Consider the following 21,742-nt stretch of genomic DNA (forward strand, 5'->3'; position numbering starts at 1 on the left):
AGCGCGCCGGATTTTTCCGTGCAAGGCGCAGGGATCTTGCTGGAGCAATATCGGGTCTGATTGAATCGGAACCGAAGTCCAGCTTATATCTTGACGCGTTTTCTTCCCGCGAACCGGTCTCCACTTCGCTCGAAAACGCTAGTCCCGCAAGTATGCAGGTCGGTCGTCCGACGGGTAGCAGCGATGTCGGAGTTGTAGGCCCTTGTCCGTGACGTAACGCCGAAATAGCTCCCGGTCGGTTTCCGGCGCGTTACATGTACGGTCGAGAAGATCAGCACGGGCGCTCGTCGCTGCTGCCTGATAGACGGCGGCCGCGCTCGGGAACAGCCGCGCTCCAAAGATGTCGGTGAAGTCCTGGATCGCATTGTTCTTCAGCTCCGGCGATAGCGCGCCGTAGACGCGAAGAGCCTGCGGTGCACGAATGAGCTGGAGCCAGGCTTCGTGAGGTGCGAACGCGTAGGAGAGGCCGAGAAGAGCCGTCGCCCGCGGCCCGAAGCCCTCCCGACGTATTGCCGACCAGTAGCTGCCAAGCCAGCCAAGCCCTTCGGAGGGCGCGCAGAGCAGCAGCGCACGGCTCGAGGAAGCAACCGCCTCGGTATCGGCGTCAGCTTGCTTCAGGCTGTCGCTGCGCATCGACTCGTCGGCGATGGCAAGCTGCAGCAACAGAAGCTCCCGCATCGTCTTGGCGCCGCATTGCAGCCGTGCAGCCGGCAGGTTCTCCGCCACGATTTGCCTGAGCCGATCCAGATCGTATTGCTCACCGCGCGAAATCCGGCCGGCGATCTGTGGAATAGCGGGAGATGTCAGATTGGGCGCAACGTATGCGACCCATGCCATTGCGCAGGCCGCAAGAGCGGCGTTCGTGCCGAGCAGAAGCCGGCGATAACCCCGCTCCGACCGCTGGCGCGCAACCGGCGCGCTAGGCTCCTTCGACATAGTAGCTGCCGTAATGCGAGCCCTTATAGGCTTCGATCCGCTTCAGCATCTTCGGATTGGCCCGGTTGAGAACGGCGCCCAGCAGCTTCTTCTGGATACCCTCGGAGCTAGCCATCGACTCCTGCAGCGCGTTGCGGCTGGTGCGGCCCCACTCGATCACATAGACCATCGCGTCGACGAGGTGGCTGACGGCCTTGGCGTCCGCGACGGGCATCACCGGCGCCAGGTCGATGATGATGTATTCGTACTCCTCGCGCACCACTGCAAGCAGGTCCGCCATCGACTTGGATGCGATGACGTCCGCAGAGTTCACCATTCGTGACGCGACGAAGGAGGGCAGGAAGTCCAAGCCGCTCTCCTTGCTGCGCTGGATATGGTAACCGAACGAGCGAGGATCCTTCAGGGCTTCGACCAGGCCGCTCTTGGCGTGGGGGGCGAGCTCTCGCGTGAGCGACCTTGTATGGAGGTCGCCGTCGATGAGCAGCGTGCGGTGCCCGGTCAGCGCGGTCAGGTGACCGAAATTGGCCGCGACCGTCGTCTTTCCTTCCTTCGGAAGGGACGACAGGATGCCGATCACCTTGACGTCACGTTGTAGCCGCGCGACGTCGATCGAGACCTTGATATTCCGCAGCGTCTCGGCAAATCGCGAGAACGGATGGTCGACGACATAGCTTGAGATCGCTGCGTCCGCCGCAGAGCCGTCCGCAGCCTTCACAAGCTGGCCCGCGGCGCGAATGTCCGGAAGAACGCCAAGGCACTTCACGCCGAGCAGGTCTTCGACATCGTTCGGTGACCTCAGCACGTCGCTGAGCAGTTCCTTGGCGAAGGCTGCGCCGAAGCCGAAGCACAATCCGCCGAACAGGCCGCCAATCAACGCCAGCAACGTCTTGGGCGAGCTCTTCTTGTCGGGCTTGACGGCGGTGCCGATCATGCGCGCCTCGCTGATCGGGAAGCTCTGGTTCTGCGTGGCGTTCTGGAGCTTCTCGAGGAAGTTGTTGTAGAGATTGCGATAGGTATCGGCGGCGCTCTCGAGGTCGCGCAGCTTGACCTGCGCCTGGCTGGTGCTGCCGGCCTGGGAGACGAGGCTCTTGAGGTTTTCGTCCAGCGACGTCTCGCGGCTCTTGGCGATCTCGTACTCGCTGCGATAGGCGTCCGCGATCCGGCGCACTTCGTCCGCGATCGCCTTGCGCAGCTCTTCCATGCGATTTGCCAGATTGACCGCAGCCTGGTGAGTCTTGCCATAGCGGGTCGACCAATCGGCATATTGGGCCGCAAGGTCGAGATACTGCGCTCGCAGGCGCGTGATCACGGTGTTGTTGAGGGCGTCCGTCACCGTCGGCTGGACCAGATCCTTGTCGAGCAGCGCCTCGATCCGGTCGAGGCGAGCCTTGGCCTCAGCGGTCGCGGCGCGGGCGGTCACGAGCTGCGTGTTGACGTCAGTCAACTGCTGCTCGCTCATCAGGCCGCGGCTGGTTCCAACGATATTGTTCTGGGCCTTGAACGTCTGCACCGCGCGGTCGCTTGCAGTCGCCTGTTCGCGCAGTTCTGCGCTGCGCTGCTGCAGCCATTCGCCGGCGCGCTTGGTCGACTGGTACTTCGCCTCGAGCGCCCCGACGATATAGGCGTCCGAGATCGCATTGGCGATGACGGCGGCCTTGTCCGGCTTCATCGACCGGAACGAAACCGAAAGGACGTAGGTGGTCAGAACCCGCTCGACCTTGAGGTTTCTCTGAATGGTTTCGACCGCGTTACGCTCGATCTTGTCTTTCGACGCCGGACCATCCGATCCGAGCAACGAGAGAAGCTTGCCGATGACCAGTGCGGGCACTCCCGGCTCGGAGCCGTTGTACTCGGGGTCATCCGCGAGCTTCAGACGGCGAACGATGGAAAGGATGAGATCGTCGGACTGAATGATCTCCACCTGGCTGTCGACAAAGCCGGTATCGATCAGGGCATTCGCCATGCCGCTGTCCTTGTCGAGCACCTGGGTCTGCCTCGTATCCATCAGGATGCGGGCGTTCGCGGTGTACATCGGCGTCGCCGCCAGCAGATAGAGGATGACGAGTGCCAGCGCGGCTCCCACGATCGAAGCGATCAACGGCCATTGGCGGCGCACGATGTCGAACACCCGGTCGGCGCTGAGAGTCGCTCCGCCGAGCTCGATGGCGTATTTGGGGCGGGGCTGGAATTGGTCGCGAGGTTGAAACATCTGTCAGGGCGCTCGATGGCTATTCGGGAAGCGGCATGGCGGCGAAAGGATCGGCAATCTCAGTCTTGAATTCGCCTGACAGCAGGCCAGCCCCGGACTTGGCGGGCAGGTTGGCTGTCGTCGGCGGAGGGAGTGGCGATGCGTCGTCGGGCTCGGAGGAATATCCCGCAAGCACCGAGCTGTCGTGCAGCTTGGCGACGAAATCGCTGATTTTCTGTGCAAACGCAGGCTTGCTCGAGCGGCAGCGGATTTCAGCACGGTGAAGCGCGATCCCGATCGAGGCGCGGTCAGCCTGGGTCGCGGCGCGGGTCAGATTTTGAACCGCCTTGAGCACGGAAATGTCGCTGACCAGGTAGCCCTGAAGCCGGCCCGATAGTTTGTCTTTCTCGCTGCGCAGCTGGACCAGGAGGGAGCTGGGCTCCGCCACGAAGGCGTCGAGCGCGATCTGGGCCGCCCGCTCCGAACGATCGACGCATTGCGCACCGGCGACATCGGCCAGCGCACACAGCATTGCGACGGCCACGCCCATCACGATGATGGATCGGCGGCCAGCTTCAATCATCGACTGGGGCAAATTGTCTTCCATCTCGCTTACGGTCGCCGACTACGCTGGAAGTCTTATAAGAACCGTTTGTTGCGCATAAAGTATGTCAAATTTTTGTGCGATGCAAAATTAGCGGGAAACGAAGCGTCCTGCCAAGTCATTTTTCGATTTTGTTGCAATCCCTTACGGGGGGACGCCGGTTCGCGTTGCGCCTCTTAGCAGGGCACCAAAACCGGTGCCATGCCATAGCGCGTGCAGATGACAGGATTTCGAACGTTCGCAGCGCCTTTCAGCGTGCATGCATCGCCAGATGCCTTGTTCAGGTTGCAGCCGGTGCTCGAACGCGTTGATCGGCCCCGATGAGAATCGGGACCGATCAAGCGTTGTTGCAGTATTTATGTTTCAGGAGGGGGTCCGCAGCGAGGCGAGGCGGCTCGCGCGCAGATGTTGGCCGTGCTCACCGACAGCAACCCAGAAGCGCGGATTGCTGGCGGACTGCATCGAAATCCACTGATAGCCGGCCGTGTTCCAGGAGCGGACGGACGAGGAAAGGTTGTCGAGCACCACGTCGCCCTCGCTCAACCGCACGACGAGAACCAAATGGCCCTGTCCGCTGGCGGTGAGGACAACCGCAAGTCGCAGTGCCGACTTCGGCCAGCCCATCTCGATCAGGCGATGCCTCTTGGTCACGGCATAGTCGTTGCAGTCGCCGGCGTCGGGTGACACGGTCCAGTGCGCGAGCAGCGGGCTGGTCGGCTTTTTCGTCGGCGTGATAGCATCATTGACCGCGCGATTGACCTCGCGAAGCATGTCCTTCGCGCGCTCGCCCGATGGCAGCGTCTGCTGGTCCGCAACAGCATCCGGCTCGCACTCTGCGCCGTAATTCATGCAGAATTTTACAGCCTGCAGCGGTGCAAGCGCGTTGTCATACTCGCCGATGAAGGAGCCCGCCACGGCCGCGGCCGGAGCATCGACGATCGTGTCGGCTTTGGCAGCGGCGCCAGCGCAAGCGATCCCCGCCGCAAGGAAAGATTTGAAAATCCAGCTCATGGTTATCCCCGTTTTTCGCCATTGTTCTTGACGCTAGGGATACAACGAACCCATTAGGTTCCGGTTTTGCCGACAATTACAATTTTATCGGCTTTGCGGGACTGGTTCCAGGAGCATTGCATTGGTTAAATTTCTTCAACCAGGAGCTTATCGCGACGGGCTCACGGACGTCAGCGAGGTGGTCGTTGTAGCCGCTGCGGTGAACAGGGTCTGCGTCTGCGCTTGAGCGCTGGGTCCGCTTGTGTTGAGCACGACGGGAGTGGTCGTCGTTGCGGCGCCGCCCCGTTCCGCCGCGGCCGCATTGGTCCCGCCGCCACCGCCGGTGGACGTCTCGCCAGTGGGATCCGCACCGCTGGTCGCTTCCGTCGGGATGTCGCCGGTGATGCTGGTGAAGGACTGAATCAGGGCTGCATTGTCGGTCTTCAGCACGGCTTCCTGAATGCGCTGTGCCACGTCCGGTTGCGACAGCACGCAAACTGAAGCGGCCGTTCCGAGACCTGCACCGATGGCGCGGCTCTGTTCCTCGTTGCTGGCCTTTGCCAGCGACACGATGCCTTCGACGGTTTCCGGCCGTGAGGTCAGAAAGTCGCGAACCTGCGAGGCCAAGCTGCCCTGGCCTTGCTTGAACTGGTCGAGCAATCCTGCGGGATTCGAGAGGAATGAGTTGGCGCTTTCCGCCGAGACCAGGTTTGCGTTCGCTCCGCACGCTGCGTTGTTGCCAGTGGCCGCGAATGAGGGCGCAACTGTGCCGGACAATGCCGCAATGCCGACGACGACGGAAAAGACTTTTCGAAATTGCATAATCACCACCGGACTTTTTCAGTTCTTATAGTTCATTTTATTCAAACTTGCCACGTTCTTTCCGCAGTTCGGACGGAATCGCTTGCGCAAGCCCACATCCAACTATGGCAGCGAAAAAGATCCCGAAGCCCGGAATCTGCAGCGAAAAGTCGATGCAGCTATGGACCAGCCCGAGCACCGCCACGCTAATGCCAATAATGGGTATGTAGCGGTCGCGCTTTCGCCGCAAGCTGCTTCTTAACAAAAGGTAAATATACCAGAGGCTGCACGCCACGATGAGACCGGCGGCGGGCAGGCCGAGCTCCGCGGCCAGTTCGAGCGGGGTCGAGTGGGCGCGATCCCATATTCCAAGGCTGCCGAGCTCCGCGGTCCGATAGGCGGGGAATGTTGCCTCGAAATTGCCCCAGCCAATGCCGAGCAGCGGATAACCGCGGATGATGGCAATGCTTCGTTCGTAGGCATTGAACCGCTGTTCATCAATCAGGCCGTAAGTGCCAATTCGACCGGCAACGGCGCCGCCGACAAGCTGGAGGATCAATAGCGCCACGGCCGCTGTCCCCGCAGCAAGGCCCCATCTCCGCAGCTTGCCGAGCGGCAATGGCGCAACATAAAGCGCGCAGGCGAGCAGGAATGCACAAATCGACAGCAGCAGGCCCGCGCGAGAGCCCGTCATCGCTGTCGCAATCAGGCAGATCGCAAACCCGATGCCGAGCGCTGCCGGTGCAGATGAATAAAATGTGATTCGGTCCGAGAGGCGGGGCGAGGCTGGCGCATCAGGACGATCGCGGCGGTGTGCGAAGCGCAGCAAGGGGACCAGAAACAGCACGGCGCTGCTGCCCCAGAAGATCGCGGCCGTGTTTCGGTTGACGAAAGTCCCCGTCGCGTAGCCGAGATAGGCTTCCTTGCGTCTCGACAGGAGGCCGTTGGGATCGCTGATTTCAGCGAGGATGCCATAGATTGCGTAGGCGCAGCCGGCCCAGGCGAGAATCAGCAGGAGCCGGCGGGCACTGCTCGCGTCGGTTGAGAAGGCGAACGCGCGAATGAATACCATCGCAAGCAGAAGCGGATAGCCGATCGCCAGCCACGGGCCGCTGACGGTCGTCGAAACCCGGCCGGGCACCTGTAATTCGAGCCATTTTGATGGGGTCTGCCAGACCGGATTCCCGAGTGCGAATGGCGGGTCGCGCCATTCTTGAACGACGGTCACTGCCGCAACTATTGCGAGCGTGGCCAGCAACGGCATCAACAGCCGCACATCCTCGCGGCCGACGCCGTCGAGATTGGCCGTCACGAGGCTGGCGGCCATCAGCGCACACCAGATGCAGATCCAGATCTGGCCGGTGGACCCGAGTGGCAGGGGCGCCAGCACGACGACTGCAAGCGCCATGAGCCTGGACACGGTGTTCAGCTGGCACTCCCCCGCAAGCAGCAATCAACCCCGTTGGCGGACTCTGGTCCGCGCAACGTGGCGCATTAAGCATCAATCGCTGCCCTCAGGAAGCGCTGATTTCGACGCCTGCGGGTCGGTGCGGCGGCGGCCGCCGTGTGACCGGCTCAAGCCTTTCGCGCGAAGCGGAAGAACACCTGGCTGTTGATCACGTGGGTTGGCAGAGGAATCGGCGAATAGCCCATCGATTCCACTTCGAAACCGCATTTTGCGAACAAGACCGGAATGATCCGGAAATCGAATCCGAGGTGAGAGGAGATCCAGCCCGTCTCGCTTGGCGGCCGCGCGATTGCGGCCGTATTGCCGACGAAGGAATCCCAGACGATCTTCCAGGTGGTGCCGCGATGGCGCTGGCCGGCAGCCATGCGGAAGAGGTTCTTCATCAACGACGAGAGGCCGATCTCGATCGGCACCGAGACGAGGATGCGACCGTTTGGCGCCGTCTGCTGCGTGAGAAAGGTGACGATATCCATCAGAGGAGGGCCGACAAAGTGCTCGAGCGTCTCAAGGCAATAAACCTTGTCGAAGGGGCCGCCCACGATGCTATCGCGCTCGCGCACAAATCGGACATCGGGAAAACGTTGTTTCACCTCATTTGCCATTGCATCAAGATGCGGATCGAACCCGCAGATGGTGGCCGAGGCACATCGTTCCTTGATCAAGCCGACGAGATGTCCATCTCCCGTTCCGAAATCGAGGATGCGATCGTTTTGCGCCGGCGGCATCACGCCCAATGCCTTGGTAAATCGCGAATTGTGGCTCCAACGCTTGATGGAGCTCGTGTTCCCAATCGTCATGGAAGAATAGGCCACTAGGAATTCTCCCAATTTTGCGGCTGATCGATCATACGGAGGTCTACCGTTCGTTGTTGGTCGAGGACAATGGAAATCTCATCAGATCAGAATCGACCTCGCATCGTGTTGGATTTGCCATTCAGAACTCATGCCAGCTGGTTTTCGATCAACAGTCTTTGGTGCGGAACTGGTGCCGATTGTGGTCCCATTCGCATCAACGTTAATCCTGGCCCTTGCATTTCCGTTCAACAAATCGCGCATGCTCAAACCCAGATTTTCATTGAAAACTGAGCCCAAAAGTAAGAATATTGCAACGCAGCAAATTAAGCAACGGGGTAGTGATGGAGTCGACGCATAAGCACAAGCCTCACTATCTTCCGTTGGACAGTATTCGAGGAATCGCAGCGCTCTCAGTCGCGATCCATCATGTCATTCTGATGAAGGTTTTCCTTGCCGCCTTTTCGAACAAGGCGTGGTTCGACTTCGCCTTCTTTCACAATGCGTGGCTGTTCGTCGATTTGTTTTTCGTGTTGAGCGGAATCGTGATCTCGATCAGCTACACCGATGCGGATTTCGGCAAATTCTCGTTTCGCGATTTCATGGTCCGTCGCCTGGCGCGGATCTATCCGCTTCATATCGTGATGTTGTTCGCAATCCTGGTGTTTCGGTTTGCAAGGGTTGGCCTGGTGGCCGCGGGCCTGCTTGCAGTCACGTCCCCGCAATTCGAGGTCAACAACGCCTACACGTTCGTCCTGAACGTCTTCCTGCTTCATTCGCTCGGGTTCGTCGATTACCTCAGCTGGAACGGCCCGAGCTGGAGCATCAGCGTGGAGTTCTACACCTATATCCTGTTCGCTCTGCTGCTGCTGTTCGCGCAGCGCCTGAACTCGCGGCCGTTTCTCTACGCGGTCGCGGCCATTCTGGTGGTGGCAAACTGGCTCGTCATCGTCTTCGTGCTGCAAAAGAAGGATCTCGGCCTTCAGTACGATTTCGGCATTCTTCGTTGCGTCATGAGCTTCTTTCTCGGCGTTCTGGTGGTCCGGGTCGTGACGCCGCTGTCGAAGATAAAGGCGCCCGTCTATCAATTCGGTCTTCAGGCCGGCTCGCTCGTCGCGAGCTTCGGCCTTGTCGTGCTCGTCAGCGACTACCCGGCGGCCAGCTTTGCCGCGCCCTTCGTCTTCGCAAGCCTGCTTGCGACCTTGATGGCTTACCCGGGCGCGCCGTTGCTGCCGCGTCTGCTCGAGAGCAAGCCGTTGGTCTGGCTCGGCGCCCGATCGTACTCGATCTACATGGTGCACGCGTTCGTCATTCTTCTGGCGGAATATGCGGTACGGATCGTCGGGCCGCGGCCGATCGTGGCGATTGATTCGATCAGCCCCGGGCTCGCGGCAACGCTGACCTACGGCGTCATCATTGCCGCCGTCATCCTGCTTTCGGATTTCACCTATCGGCTGGTCGAGATCCCGGGCGGGAAATTCGTTCGTCGCCTGTTGCAGCGTGAGACGTCGTTTTCGACGGCTCAGACCGTCCGCACTTCGCGCCGCTTGAGCTAGGAGACCTGCCGAAGGTGACGTCGCAACAGGAAAACAATCTCACGCCGATGGCCCTCAACATCGAGGCGGTCGCGCTCGCGCTGTACTTCATCCGGGACGCCTTCGGCGGCGCGATGAGGTACTACACCAGCATCTTTCACGTCTCGGCTCTTTGGTTCACCCCCGATGCCGTCGCTGTGCTTTGCGTCGGCATCTTCGTCACGCGCTGCATCATGCAGAATCGCAACGTCGTTGCTCTCCTCGTCTTCGTGCAGATCATCCTGTCGTTGATCCTGGGGTATTTCTTCCTGGGCACCTTCAATGCGCTGCTGTCGTCGTTCAAGATGATGATCCCGGTATTTGCAGGCTTTTGCTTCTGCGATGCCTATCTCGGAAACCACAAGAAGCTGCTCTGGGTCATCGCGACCACGTTCTATATCTCGCTTGCCGGCGTGCTCGTCGCCGCCCACTGGACGTTCCCCTGGGTGGGCTTCAAATACGAATCCTTTGGCGCCACCCGCGAGGCGGGCCGGCTCTGGTGGTCGTTCGCAGAGCAAAGGATTTCGGGCTTTGCCGCCGACAATACGATGGCTGCCTACTTCATCCTGATCACGTTCGTGCTGACCTCGATCCGCAAGAGCGTGTTTTGGTGCCTGATCTTCGGCATCCCCTCGATCTACGCGATACGCCTCACGACCAGCAAGACGACCATGGTCGTTCTCGCGCTCTATCTTGGCTGCCTGCTGGTGGTTCGCTGGCTTCCGGAGGCCCGGCGCCTTCCCGTACTGCGTGCGATATCGTTGTCCTCCTATCTCGCCATCCTGGTGCCGATCGCGTTGATGCTCTTCGTGTCGGGAACCGGCCTGACCAAGACCTCCACGTTCTTCAGCCTGCAGGACCGCATCAACAACAGCTGGCAGCTGCCATTCGTCTATCTGCAGCAGCTGATGCCGGTCGGAGTTCTCACCGGCTGCGGCGTCGGCTGCTTCAACTACCCGCAGCAGCTGTTCTCGCCGCTGGCGTCGTATTGGGTGCCGGTCGACAATTTCTACATCGGGACCTACCTGATGTTCGGCTTGCCGTTCGTGCTGTTCATGGCGGTCGTGATCCGCGCGTCGTTCCTGATCACCGACGTCTACAAGCTGTCCACGATATTCGTGATGAACCTGTTTACCATCACGGTGCTGTGTTATGGCCCCGCGACCGGTCTGTTGATGATCTCGTTCGGATTCAGCGAGGTGTTCTCGAAGCGCGCCTCCCGGGCCATGCAGGGAGGCCCGCGGCTGGCGCCCGCGCAGCAGCCGCTCACCGCAGAATGATCGGGGCGATCGACACAATGCCCTGGGACCACACATCGATTGGAGAGCAGAGTAATGCATAACCGCTTGGCATTTGTGGACGCTCTGCGCGGCATCGCGGTGCTGGCCGTGGTCCTCCAGCATCTTCTCGAGCAGATTATTCTGAGCGGAACCACCGACGCATTCTACGGGCCGCTTCACGACATTTCCGGCCACTATTTCAACTTCGGCCGCTTCGGGGTCGTGCTGTTCTTCTTTGTCAGCGGTTTCGTCATTCCCTACAGCTTTCCGAAGAGCTCCGCGCCGGTGAAGGACTTTGCAGTCAGCCGCTTCTTTCGGCTTTATCCGAGCTATTGGCTGTCGATCCTGATCGCGGTGATCCTCACGCCGATCATCGAGAACAAGGTTTTTCCGATCTGGCAGATCTCCGCCAATCTGACGATGTTCCAGATGTTCGTCGGGGTGCCCAACATCCGGATCGCCTACTGGTCGCTGGCCGTCGAACTGATCTTCTACATCGCCTGCGTCGCCCTGTTCGTCGCCGGCTTCCTCAATCGCAGGCTGACGGCCGTGTGTATCGTCGTCGCCGTGTCGCTCGTGGGAATCCTCGGTCCCGCGCTGGTTCATTATTGGCTGTTCTGGCGGCTGCTGGAGCTGGCGTTGAATCTGACGGCGATGTTCACGGGCAAGGTCGCGCGCGACGTGCTGATGGAGCGCCGGCTGTCGCCCTGGTATCTGGTCGTCTGCGTCACGCTCTATTGCGCTTTCGCCATCAACATCGCGTTCAAGCTGTATGGCGGCGACTATCACGAGAACTTCTTCCACGGCTATTCGATCGGGCTTTCCTACGTGGCGGCCGCGCTGGTGTTCCTGGCATTCGCCGTGTTCGGGGAGGGCAGGCCCTGGCGGGCGCTCGCCTTCGTGGGCGTGATCAGCTACTCGATCTATCTGATGCATGCCTATGTGATGAGTCTCGCGCTCTATTTCGTCGGGACAGGCGGTGGCCCGGCTCAGTGGCTGGTGTTCGTCGTCGGCGTGGTAGCGGCGTCCATCGTGGTGAGCTGGATTTCCTATGTCCTCGTCGAGAAGCCGACCATCTCGTTCGGTCGCCGTTATCGATCGGCGCCGCGCCGCGCGGCCATGACCGAAGCGCCGTTACCGGCCGCGGAATAGCGAAGTGGACACTCAGACGAAATCCAGCAGTGCTGCGCCGGCATCGTTCTTGCCGGCGATCCAGGGGCTGCGGGGTGTCGCGGCAATGAGCGTGCTGCTCGTGCACATGTACGTCATGCCGTTGCTGGCGGGATTTCTGCCGCAACTGCCGCCCTGGTTTCACGCGATTGCCAACACGGGCGGCCATGGTGTCGAGCTGTTCTTCATGATCAGCGGATATCTGATTCCGGCAAGCCTCGTGCGCCACGGCGACGTGTCGGCCTTCTTCTATGACCGCTGCATGCGCATCCTGCCGGTGTTCGGAGTGCTGCATGTCGCGTTGTTCACGATCGGACCGATCGTCGGATACAAATTCTTCAAGGGGATCGACGTCGTCACCTATATCGAATTGTTCGTCGCCAATCTGTTGTTTCTGCCCGATGTGCTCGGCCTGCCGCTGGGACAGCAGAATGCCTGGACCTTGAGCTATGAATGGGCCTTCTACATCTGGTTCGCCGCGATCTTCGTGTCGCGCAGGCGCGGCCATTGGCTCGCAACCTGGGTACTGGTCGGCGTCGCCGTCGCGGCGGTCGCCTATCGCCCGAACGCGGCGTTCTTCGGAGTAGGCATGCTCCTGAGCCGTGTGAACTTCCGACTCATGGTCGCTGGATGGCGCGGCTTGCTCGCTGGCACGCTCTGTGTGATCGCGATGTACGGCTCCCTGGAGTATCTGCATGCGCTGCCGGCGCTGCTTCCGGGCCTGTTGCTGTTCGCGATGGTTCTCAGTCCGGGGTCCGGCGTTGTGACGCTGCTGGAGGCGCCTTCGCTGCAATATCTCGGGAAGATCAGCTACAGCCTCTATCTGGTACATCCGTTCGCGCTCTATCCGCTTCAGGCGCTCGGTGCCAAGTTCGTCGCGGGCGGCGCAAATCCATGGCTGCTATGGGCCGGATTCGTCGCGATTGGCCTGCCGGTCGCCTTGGTCGCGTCGGCATTGAGTTACAGATTGATCGAGGTGGGGCTGCGCCGCAGGCTCGACCGGATGCTGCGGGGAACGCCGACCCTTCGCGCCGAAGAGCTGCAGCAACGTGCCTGACCGCATCTGTCTCCTGTTGCCTGCGAACGCGGCATCACCATGTCCTGCTTCACGATTCCGGCGGGCGAGCAAAGAATTCGAGGTTGTCCAAGCATGATGATCCGCAGCGTATCCTTCATGTCGGTGGTGAACATCAGCCGGGCCTCAACCCAGGTTGCGATCAACATCATCTCGGCCCGGTTCATCACGCCCCACGACTACGGGCTGGTCGCGTTCTCGATGTCGTTCATCCTGTTCATCGCGCTATTGACCGACCTCGGGCTCTCCAGCGCGATCGTGCGTCATCCGGATCTCGATCGCAGGCAGGTGGGCGCGGCGGCGACGCTGATCACGCTGTTCGGCGCGTTGCTGGCCATTTCGATTTGCCTCGGCGCGCCTGCGCTGTCGAGCGTTTCCAATCTCGAGGGGCTGACATCGGTGCTGGCGGGCCTGGCGCTCTCGATCGTGTTTGCCGTCGCTGCGGTGGCGCCCCGCGCTTTGCTCGAGCGACATCTCGACTACCAGAGGATTGCCGCGATCGAGGGCTCGGCGGTCGCAATCGGATTCCTCACCTATCTAGTCGCGCTCCTGTGCGGGGTCGGTGTGATGGCGCTGGTGCTTTATCAGATCGCCATGCATCTGGTGAGGGCCATCGCCTTCACCGTGATCGTGCGAAAGCAGATGACGTTCAATTTCGAATGGTCTCGACTGAAGCCGTTGATGGCCTTTGGCGGCTGGGTGCTGCTGACCAATGCCCTTAACTTTCTGGCGCGGACCGCCGGCCCGATCCTGATCGGCATCTATCTGGGGGCGGCGAGCGTGGGTCTCTATGGTTTCGCGAACCAGTTCATGATCATGCCGCTTGTCGTCCTGGCGTGGCCGGCCAGCAACGTGCTGATGTCGGCGTTGGGTCCGCAGGCCGGCCTGGTGCCGGAGAGCAAGTCATCGCTCACCATGGCGACCATGGCGATGACGGCGCTGGTGACGTTTCCCGGCATGTTCTACTTCGTCTTCGGCACCGGATTTCTGGTGGATCATCTGCTCGATCCCAAGTGGCACGAAGCCATCTGGCTGATGAAGGTGCTCGCGCCGATCGGAGCAGTGCAGTCGATCGCCGCCTACAGCGGCTCCGTCATTCTCGCGCGCGGCGAGGGTAGCTTGAATTTTCGCCTGAGCGTCATCAACAGTCTCGTCTTCTTTGGAACGTTCGTTTTCATGCTGCCTTACGGGCTGCATGTGTTTGCGATTGGCTATGCCGTTACGGGCCTGGCGATGGCCGCGCTGTCGTTGGTCGTCGTATTCTACAAGATAGATGCTTCTGGGATGTCCTTGGTCAATGCGTTCCTGCCGCCGACTGTCGCGAGTTGCCTCGGCGTTGCGGTTGTCTGGTCGATGTTCGGGGCTGACCCGGGCACGTTCATGAGCTGGCTCAAGGCGACCGCGACTTATGCCGCCGTCGTCCTGCTCGTCTATCTCGGCTGGAGAAAGATCATCGGCCTGCACTTTACGACCATGCGGAAATCGCTCATCGGGCGGAAATCCAGCGAAGCAGCTGCAGCGCAGCCCGCCTGACGGGCCGCATGCGGCCACGCCGGCCCGGGGCGTCGTTCGTATGACTAGCTGTTGGCCGTGGCCTTGCGTCGGGCTGCCAGCGCGCGGTCCCACTTGTCGAACGCCGCCGGCGCAATGGTGCCGATCATTGCGGCCGCAATGATGAGTGTTGGCCTCGCAAACCGGCCGCTCTTCGCCATCGACTGCACCATCGTTCGCATGGCTCGCGCGTGCCGGCCCAGGATCACGTCGTTCCGCGCATTGTGTTCAGCCGCGATGGCGCGTGCGATCTTCATTTCAGATGCAGTGAAATGCTGGGCAACATCGGCGAAGAACGCGTTGTCCCAGTGTTCCTGGTTCAGGATATATCCGCTCGCTTCGGAGTGTGAGTAGCTTGCGCGATGAATGACGCGAGAAGAATCAAATTCATCGACAAATCCGACGTCACCCTGACCGAGCAGATGAACAATGAAGGCGTGATCCTCGCGATACCGCAAGTGTTCGTTCATGAAGTTGAAGCGGCTGGCCGCGTCGCGCCGGAAAAACAGCGTCGAGGTGATCGAATGGATGCGGTTGTTGAGAACGGCGACTGCGAATTGCTTCTTCTCGCCGGAATACTGCGCAAATCTGTTCTCGTAGATCAGGCCGCCGTCCTCGTCGACCGTTCTGGAATTGCAGACGACCAGGGCCCGCGCGTTGCCGCCGGGTTCAGACATGAGCGCATGCTGGCGCTCCAGTTTGCTTGGATGCCAGATATCGTCTGCGTCGAGCAGCGCAACATATGAGCAGTTGGCCGACTCCATTGCGGTATTGCGAGCCGCTGCCGGGCCGCGATTGGGTTGGGTGATCAGGGTGAAGCCGAAAGTTTCCTTCAGCTTCCCGAGTTCGTCCTTTGCTTCATCGGAGGAACCGTCGTCGACGATGATGATCTCGCGGGGCTGCAACGTCTGGTTGGCAACGGCGGTCAGAGTCGTTTGCAGTTTGTCGGCGTTGTTATAGAACGGAATAACAACCGAAATATCCCCGGGCATCACACCAGCCTCTCTTCGTATTGAGCAACGTCGGATCCGTTGCTTCGCAGTTCCATCAATGGTGATCGGCTCTGGCAAGATGAGCCACCGCGAGAACTAGCAGATCGCTGCGGATCGCGGGCCATAAAATCATCGTTTCCAGAGCTAGTCAAAGATTGCCGGCCGCGCACCACCGCGAAGAAGTCGCCGTTTTTGTGGGATGAATGCGATTACGGGCGATGGATGACGTCGTGCTGTCACACAATCGACACTGCAAGGGCAGCCGGCAGGTCGATCGCTATCAGGCCTCGTCGTGACGCAGGAAATCGCCGAACCACACGATGGCCAATGTGACCGCCGCCGCCACCAGGATCTTGCCGAGGAGCCAGGCCAGCGGTTCGGAAGGCAATGCGGCAAGCCCACCGACGACGGCCGAGCCGATCGCCGTCAACAGCACGAGACCCGGGCGCGGGTAGGCGCCAAATCGGATCGTCGGCCCGCAAGCTGCCAGAATCACCAGTGCGGTGGCCAGCGCGGCGCTGGCAAGCGCGGTTGTCGGCGCCGCGCTTGCGAGACTGCTGGCAAAGACGAAAGTGGAGATGAGGGCCAGTTGACCGGCGGCGATCAGAATGAGGCGCAGGGCCGCTTTCTGAAGGTGCGGGACAAGCGCCAATGTGGCCTGAAGGTGCGTATGCAGGAAATAGAAGATCGCCACGCTTGGCGTCGCGGCGAGGAAGCTCGCGATCAGGGCCGGCGGAACGAAGAGCCTTGCAGCGTCCGGAATGAATGCGATCAATCCGCCCAACATCAGCGCGGTGGAGCAGAACGCGAGTTCGAACAGCTCGGCCGCAGCTCGCTGCGCGTCCTTCCTGGTCCCGGTGTCGTAACGCAGCACGACATCGGGGTAGCTGATGGTGTGAATGGCCGAGAGCAGCACGGAGAACGGCCTCTGGAGGAGGTCGATCGCCATCGAGAAGCCGGCGCTCGCGCTCGAGGTGATTCCGAAACGACCGACGATCATGAAGCGGATGAGGATCGGGGCGGACAGGTGGACCACCGACGCACCTGACGCCAGCATCCCGTAGCGGGCAAAGGCGGACAGGTCCGACTTCCGGGTGAGTCGGGGAGACCAGTTGAGCAAGGTGCGGTCGATCAGCGAGCCGAGAGCCAGGCCAAGGCCGTGGCCGGCGAGCATGCCGACAAGCGCCGCTTCCGCCGTGCCTTGGAGCTTGGCGCCGACGGTCGCGCCCACAAGAAGAAGGGTGGCGCGGCAGATCATCAAGATCGATGCCGAGGACAATCTGCCCGCGACCCGGATCATCATGTAATGGAGGTCGACGGTCCCCTGCACGATCGTGACGGCGAGCGCTATTCCGATCAGGGACATCGGAACCCGGCCGGACAGTGCGGCAAGCGCTGCGGCCGCGATCAGGGTGGCGATGCTGAGTGCGAGCGCACTGAACAGGGATGATTGCAGTCGCGGCGTCTCGTCTCCCTGGCTGGATGAGAGGAAACGCTGACCTGAAAGCTGCAGCCATTCGAAGGCGACCACCGAGGCGAGCTGGCTCACGGCAACCGTCAGGGAATATGTCGTGTAAGACGCCGGCTCAAGCAGATGGCTGAGCGCCAGAATGAGGAGGATCGCGACCAGGCTTTGATAGAAATAGCTGCCGAGAGCAAGGAGACGAAGCATGGCTTGGTGGCTTCCGGCCTTTTCCGGTATGCCCGGATGCGGTCTGACACGACACGGGCAGCGCTGAATATCGGCCTCTCGGGCAGGCCAGCCACCTTAGAACATGCGCAACAGGGGGACGCAACGATTTTGCAATGACGGCCGTTCCCACCCTTTTGCAGACGGCGTGCCGATGATCCGGTTGCACGAAAAACGGGCTGCGTTGCAGCCCGTTCTGCTCGTCTGACAGTCCGTGAGCTCGGTCGGCTACACGAACAGGAAGTTGCCGTGGTCGAGATTGGCGACGTTGATCCCCTGAAGGACGATCTGGTCGGTCGCGGAGATCTGGATCACGGCGTTCGAGCCGCTCTGCGTCACCTGGAGATGGGCGTAGTCTGCGACCAGGGCCTTCGAGATCTCGACGACGTCGTGATTGGCCGCCGTTCCGGCGTGGAAGCCGATGATCTTGTCATTGCCGTGATCGAAGACGACCGTGGTCGATCCGGGTGATATCTGGAACTGGTCGTTGTTCGCAGATCCCTGGAGCGTCTGGCCGGCGGTCACTGCCGTGACATTGTGAGTCCCGTCGGCGTTCTGCATGTCGATCTTGACCAGCGTTCCGCTGGTGTCGCGACTGTCGTGTTCAATCGCGCCGGGCTTGCCGGACACGGAGAAGATGAACACGTCCGAGCTGCCGTCGGTGTACTTGATCGTCTCCTGTGTCTTCGTGCCGGCGCTGTCGTAGTTGTCCGTTACCTTGCTGCCGTCGCTGTTGATGACCTGCTTGAAGTCGAACGAGCCGTCGGCATGGAGACGGGTGTCCGAAAGCACGGTGCCGGCCGCGTCGGTGTGCTGATATTCGGTGACGTAGCTCTTTCCCGTGATGTTGAAGAAGGAGTTGTCGTGAGTGCCGTCGGCATTGGTGACGTAGCTCGCCGTCTTGACGCCGGACGAATAGACGGTCGAGGAGGTGGAGCCGTCCGTGTTGTAGACGGTGTCGTTCGTGAGGTTTCCGCCGGTGTCGAACAGCTTGGTTTCCTTCCAGCCGTCGGTATGGACCTCGTAGACGGACGTGGCGTTGCCACCGGAATAGTTGGTCGTCGTGGTGTCCCCGTTGGCGTCCTTCTGGATCGCCTGCGTGGTTGCACCGGACGTGTTGTAGTTCAGCGTGAGGCTCGCCCCGTCGGTGTGGAGCTGCACCTCGTTCAGCTTGTGGCCGGTGCTGTCATAGACGTCGGTGACCTTGGTGCCGTCGCTGCCGATGTTCTGCTGATAATCCAGCGATCCGTCCGCGTGGTAGCGGATGACTTCCGTCACGGCTCCGCTGGCGGTGGCGTGCTGGAACTCCGAGACATAGCTCTTGCCGGCGATGTTGTAGGTCGTCGTGTCGTGGCTTCCGTCCACGTTGGTGACGTACAGGGCCGTCTTGACGCCGGCGGTGTAGACGAGGTTGGACGAAGAGCCGTCGGTCGCGACGGTCACATCGCTGGCCAGCCGCCCAGCCGAATCGTACAGTTTCGACTCCTTCGATCCGTCGGCGTTGAGGATGGAGACGGAGGCCAGCAGCGTACCGTTGTAGTTGGTCGTGGTCACGGCGCCGTCGCTGTTCTGCACGATCTCCTGCAACAGCTTGCCCGAACTGTCGAACTTGTCCGTGACGGTGGCGGCAGTCGACCACTTGATGGTCGTCGTCTTGTGGCCGGTCGCGTCGTAGAGGGTCGTCAGCTTGCTGCCGTCGGTATTGATCACCTGGGAATAGTCCAGCGTGCCGTCAGTATGATATCGCGTGAGCGACGTGACCGCGCCTGCCGCCGTGCTGTGCTGGGTCTCGGTGACGTAGGTCGCGCCCTTGATGTTGTAGGTGGTGGTGTCGTGGGAGCCGTCGGCATTGGTGACGTACAGTTTCGACTTTACACCCGACGTGTAAACGGTGCTCGACGAGGAGCCGTTGGTGTTGATGAGCGTGTCGCTGGCAAGCGAACCTGCCGAGTCGTAAAGCTTGGTCTCTTTCGAGCCGTCGGCATTGAGGATGTAGACGGACGCCAGCAGCGCTCCGTTGTAGTTGGTCGTGGTCACGGAACCATTGCTGTTCTGGACGATCTCCTGCAGCAGCTTGCCCGAGCTGTCGAATTTGTCCGTGACGGTCGCTGCAGTCGACCACTTGATGGTCGTCGTCTTGTGACCGGTCGCATCGTAGAGCGTCGTGAGCTTGCTTCCGTCGGAATTGATCACCTGGCTGTAGTCGAACGTGCCGTCCGTGTGATATCGCGCGACCGATGTCACGGCGCCCGTCGCCGTGCTGTGCTGTGTCTCGGTGACGTAGGACGCGCCCTTGATGTTGTAGGTGGTCGTGTCGTGGGAACCGTCGGCATTGGTGACGTACAATTTCGTCTTCACGCCGGATGAGTAGACGGTGTTCGAGGAGGAGCCGTCGACTTTGATGATTGTGTCGCTGGTGAGAACGCCGCTGGAGTTATACAGCTTCGACTCCTTGGAGCCGTCGGCATTGGCGATGTAGACCGACGCGAGCAGGGCGCCGTTGTAGTTGGTCGTCGTGGTCGTGCCGATGGCGCTGTTCTGCACGATCTCCTGGAGCAGCGTTCCCGAGGTGTTGTACTTGTCGGTGGTGACGGACGTCGGGGTCCACTTGATGACGGTCGTCTTGTGGCCCGCGGCGTCATACAGCGTCGTGACCTTGCTGCTGCCGTCGGCGGCGATGGTCTGGCTGAAGTCCAGGGTGCCGTCGGAATGATAGCGGGTGACCGACGTCACGACGCCACTGGCCGTGCTGTGCTGGGTTTCGGTGACGTAAGAGGCGCCCTTGACGTTGTACGTGGTCGTGTCGTGCGACCCGTCGGCGTTGTTGACATACAGCTTGGTCTTGACGCCGGCAGAGTAGAGGGTCGTCGAGGACGAACCGTCCGTTTTCGCGAGGGTATCGCTGACCACGCCGCCCGCGCCGAAGGTCTTGGTTTCCTTGGATCCGTCGGTCTTGACGATGACTTCTCTCGTGGCAACGCCGGCCGTGTAGCTGAAGCTGTCGGTCGATCCGTCGGAGTTGACCGTGACCTTGCTCGAAATGAGGCCATTGCTGAAGTTCGAGGTGGTGGTCGAGAGCAGGCTGCCGGAGGCATTGAAGACCTTGGTCAGGCTCCACGCCGTGCTCGAGGTCGTCACCGAGAACGAATAGCCGCCCTGGATCGCCGCGAGCGCCTTGCCGTAGTGCGAGATGATGTAGTTCATCGTCGTCTCGGACGCGACGGGAAGGACATGCGTATCCGTCAGCGTGATCGTCTTCAGCGTCGTCGAATCGTTGAGATCCGACAGCTGCGCGACGATGTCCGCTGCCGTATCGCTGACATTGACCATACTGTCGGGAGGTGTCGCGGCTCGGGCCGGGGCATCGATCTCGATGATCAGCGGATGGTCGCTGAGCGGGAGAACGATCTGGCTGACGTCGGTGTAGCTCGCGATCGGCGAGGTGCCGCTCATCGGATCGTAGACGACGACGGAATGATGGACGCCGCCGAGATTCACGGTGACCTGGGTGGTGGCAACCGCGACCTCGCTGTCGGTGGCGTCGTCCCAGATCTTCGGTTCGGCCCATACCACGAGGTCGTAGGCGCCGTTGCTCTTGGTGAGCACCATGCTGTTGCCGGACGCCGGGAGGCCGGTGAGATTGTAGCCGAGCTGCGACGTCGGGGTGCTGCTGCCGGTGCCGTCATCCGCAAGGATGGTCGTCAAATTGTGGATCGCGGTCGCGGCGAGTTTCGGGGTGCCGTCGGCGTTGAACAGGCCCATCTGGGAGCCGGCGTCCGTGCCATGATCGAGCAGCTCGTAGAGATAAGTGGTCGACACGCCGTCCTTGAAGGCGTCCACCAGCGTATTGAGGATCGACTTGGCCTGCACGGCCTGGTCGACGCCGAGGTACTGCCAGCTGCTCAGCGTGCTGTAGCCGGTCTCGGTGATGACGGTCGGCTTGCCTGAGACGACTGATTCCGCGTCGGCGACGTGCGTCGCCACGGCAGTGGCCGGGGTCGTGGTGGTCGCGGCGTAGGCGTGGGAGTTCGCGTAATCGGAGTAGGCGGTCAGGTTCCCGAGCTTGGCGTAGTCGTTGGTGTCGGTATAGCCGAGCGAAAGATTATAGACCGAGACACCCGACAGCGTCGCGTCGCCCTTGATGGCGGTGTAGAGCGCTATCTGAAATTGCGCAGCCGCGGAGACGTCGGAGCTTCCGTTGTAGGAGAACGGCTGGGTGTTGGCTTCGTTCAGGCCTTCCACGGCGATCAGACTGCCGGGATGAGCCTTCACGAAACTGTCCAGTTGCGAGAGATAGTTTGCGAGGCCGCTGGAACCGGTCACCGGCAGGTTCGATGAGACGATCAGGTCGAACTGGTACCCGTCTGCCGCGAGTCCGCTCATGACCGGACTGCTGCCGGGGGAAGTCGCCAGCGCATCGCGCAGCTTGGTCACGCCGAGATATTTGAGATCATCCTCCATGAGGGCAAGGTTGTTGTAGTTCCCCCACGAATACGCGACGTGCGTGTTGACGCCGATGGATCCCGTGAAGGAACTTGCCGAGTGAAGGGTCTGATCAACTGAAGACGTGGCCATCTGCTGCTCTGCATGTGAGTTCAATTGCGTCGAGCAGTAACCCTCGACGTTTGTGTT

At 61.0% G+C, this 21,742-nt stretch carries 15 protein-coding genes; 5 read left to right on the forward strand and 10 right to left on the reverse strand.

What is annotated here, in order from left to right; all coding sequences use genetic code 11:
• Positions 1-138 precede the first annotated feature (138 nt).
• The 7 genes from JQ591_RS28285 to JQ591_RS28315 all read right to left on the reverse strand — a co-directional run bounded on the left by JQ591_RS28285 (position 139) and on the right by JQ591_RS28315 (position 7,799).
• The gene (locus JQ591_RS28285) at positions 139-936 is read right to left on the reverse strand and encodes a hypothetical protein (protein WP_211399283.1); all 798 of its coding nucleotides are present in this window, start codon (positions 934-936) and stop codon (positions 139-141) included.
• Positions 920-3,145 (reverse strand): GNVR domain-containing protein, encoded by a 2,226-nt coding sequence (locus tag JQ591_RS28290; protein ID WP_211399284.1) that lies wholly within the window; start codon positions 3,143-3,145, stop codon positions 920-922. The genes JQ591_RS28285 and JQ591_RS28290 overlap by 17 nt, the downstream gene beginning before the upstream one ends.
• A gap of 19 nt (positions 3,146-3,164) precedes the next feature.
• Positions 3,165-3,731, reverse strand: a complete 567-nt coding sequence (locus JQ591_RS28295) for a hypothetical protein (RefSeq protein WP_249137796.1) — start codon at positions 3,729-3,731, stop codon at positions 3,165-3,167.
• 360 nt (positions 3,732-4,091) lie between these two features.
• A complete protein-coding gene (locus JQ591_RS28300; protein WP_211399285.1) occupies positions 4,092-4,739 on the reverse strand; it encodes a transglutaminase-like cysteine peptidase in 648 nt (215 codons plus the stop codon).
• Positions 4,740-4,886: 147 nt separating this feature from the next.
• On the reverse strand, positions 4,887-5,540 hold the full coding sequence (locus JQ591_RS28305) for a hypothetical protein (RefSeq protein ID WP_211399286.1): 654 nt from the start codon (positions 5,538-5,540) through the stop codon (positions 4,887-4,889).
• A gap of 37 nt (positions 5,541-5,577) precedes the next feature.
• Positions 5,578-6,939, reverse strand: coding sequence for an O-antigen ligase family protein (locus tag JQ591_RS28310; RefSeq protein WP_349630414.1), 1,362 nt, complete (start codon positions 6,937-6,939; stop codon positions 5,578-5,580).
• A gap of 155 nt (positions 6,940-7,094) precedes the next feature.
• The gene (locus JQ591_RS28315) at positions 7,095-7,799 is read right to left on the reverse strand and encodes a class I SAM-dependent methyltransferase (RefSeq protein WP_211399287.1); all 705 of its coding nucleotides are present in this window, start codon (positions 7,797-7,799) and stop codon (positions 7,095-7,097) included.
• Positions 7,800-8,122: 323 nt separating this feature from the next.
• Between JQ591_RS28315 and JQ591_RS28320 the strand changes: the two genes are divergently transcribed.
• The 5 genes from JQ591_RS28320 to JQ591_RS28340 all read left to right on the forward strand — a co-directional run bounded on the left by JQ591_RS28320 (position 8,123) and on the right by JQ591_RS28340 (position 14,410).
• Positions 8,123-9,334, forward strand: coding sequence for an acyltransferase family protein (locus tag JQ591_RS28320; RefSeq protein ID WP_211399288.1), 1,212 nt, complete (start codon positions 8,123-8,125; stop codon positions 9,332-9,334).
• Positions 9,335-9,348: 14 nt separating this feature from the next.
• Entirely contained in the window at positions 9,349-10,632 is a 1,284-nt protein-coding gene (locus JQ591_RS28325; RefSeq protein ID WP_211399289.1) for a hypothetical protein, read from the forward strand.
• Between the two features lie 54 nt (positions 10,633-10,686).
• Complete coding sequence (locus tag JQ591_RS28330; protein WP_211399290.1) at positions 10,687-11,784, forward strand: acyltransferase family protein; 1,098 nt, start codon at positions 10,687-10,689, stop codon at positions 11,782-11,784.
• A 4-nt stretch (positions 11,785-11,788) separates the two neighbouring features.
• Positions 11,789-12,859 carry an acyltransferase family protein gene (locus JQ591_RS28335; RefSeq protein ID WP_349630415.1) on the forward strand — a complete coding sequence of 357 codons (1,071 nt, stop codon included), beginning with the start codon at positions 11,789-11,791 and terminating at the stop codon, positions 12,857-12,859.
• A 93-nt stretch (positions 12,860-12,952) separates the two neighbouring features.
• The gene (locus JQ591_RS28340) at positions 12,953-14,410 is read left to right on the forward strand and encodes a lipopolysaccharide biosynthesis protein (protein ID WP_211399291.1); all 1,458 of its coding nucleotides are present in this window, start codon (positions 12,953-12,955) and stop codon (positions 14,408-14,410) included.
• Positions 14,411-14,454: 44 nt separating this feature from the next.
• Here JQ591_RS28340 and JQ591_RS28345 read toward each other — a convergent pair whose 3' ends face one another.
• From JQ591_RS28345 to JQ591_RS28355, 3 genes are all read right to left on the reverse strand, one after another.
• The gene (locus tag JQ591_RS28345; protein WP_211399292.1) at positions 14,455-15,420 is read right to left on the reverse strand and encodes a glycosyltransferase family 2 protein; all 966 of its coding nucleotides are present in this window, start codon (positions 15,418-15,420) and stop codon (positions 14,455-14,457) included.
• Between the two features lie 280 nt (positions 15,421-15,700).
• Positions 15,701-17,092, reverse strand: a complete 1,392-nt coding sequence (locus JQ591_RS28350; protein WP_211399293.1) for a hypothetical protein — start codon at positions 17,090-17,092, stop codon at positions 15,701-15,703.
• A gap of 246 nt (positions 17,093-17,338) precedes the next feature.
• On the reverse strand, positions 17,339-21,685 hold the full coding sequence (locus tag JQ591_RS28355) for a beta strand repeat-containing protein (protein ID WP_211399294.1): 4,347 nt from the start codon (positions 21,683-21,685) through the stop codon (positions 17,339-17,341).
• Positions 21,686-21,742 lie beyond the last annotated feature (57 nt).

Origin of the sequence: Bradyrhizobium canariense (genome assembly GCF_018130465.1) — a bacterium.
Classification (GTDB): domain Bacteria; phylum Pseudomonadota; class Alphaproteobacteria; order Rhizobiales; family Xanthobacteraceae; genus Bradyrhizobium; species Bradyrhizobium canariense_C.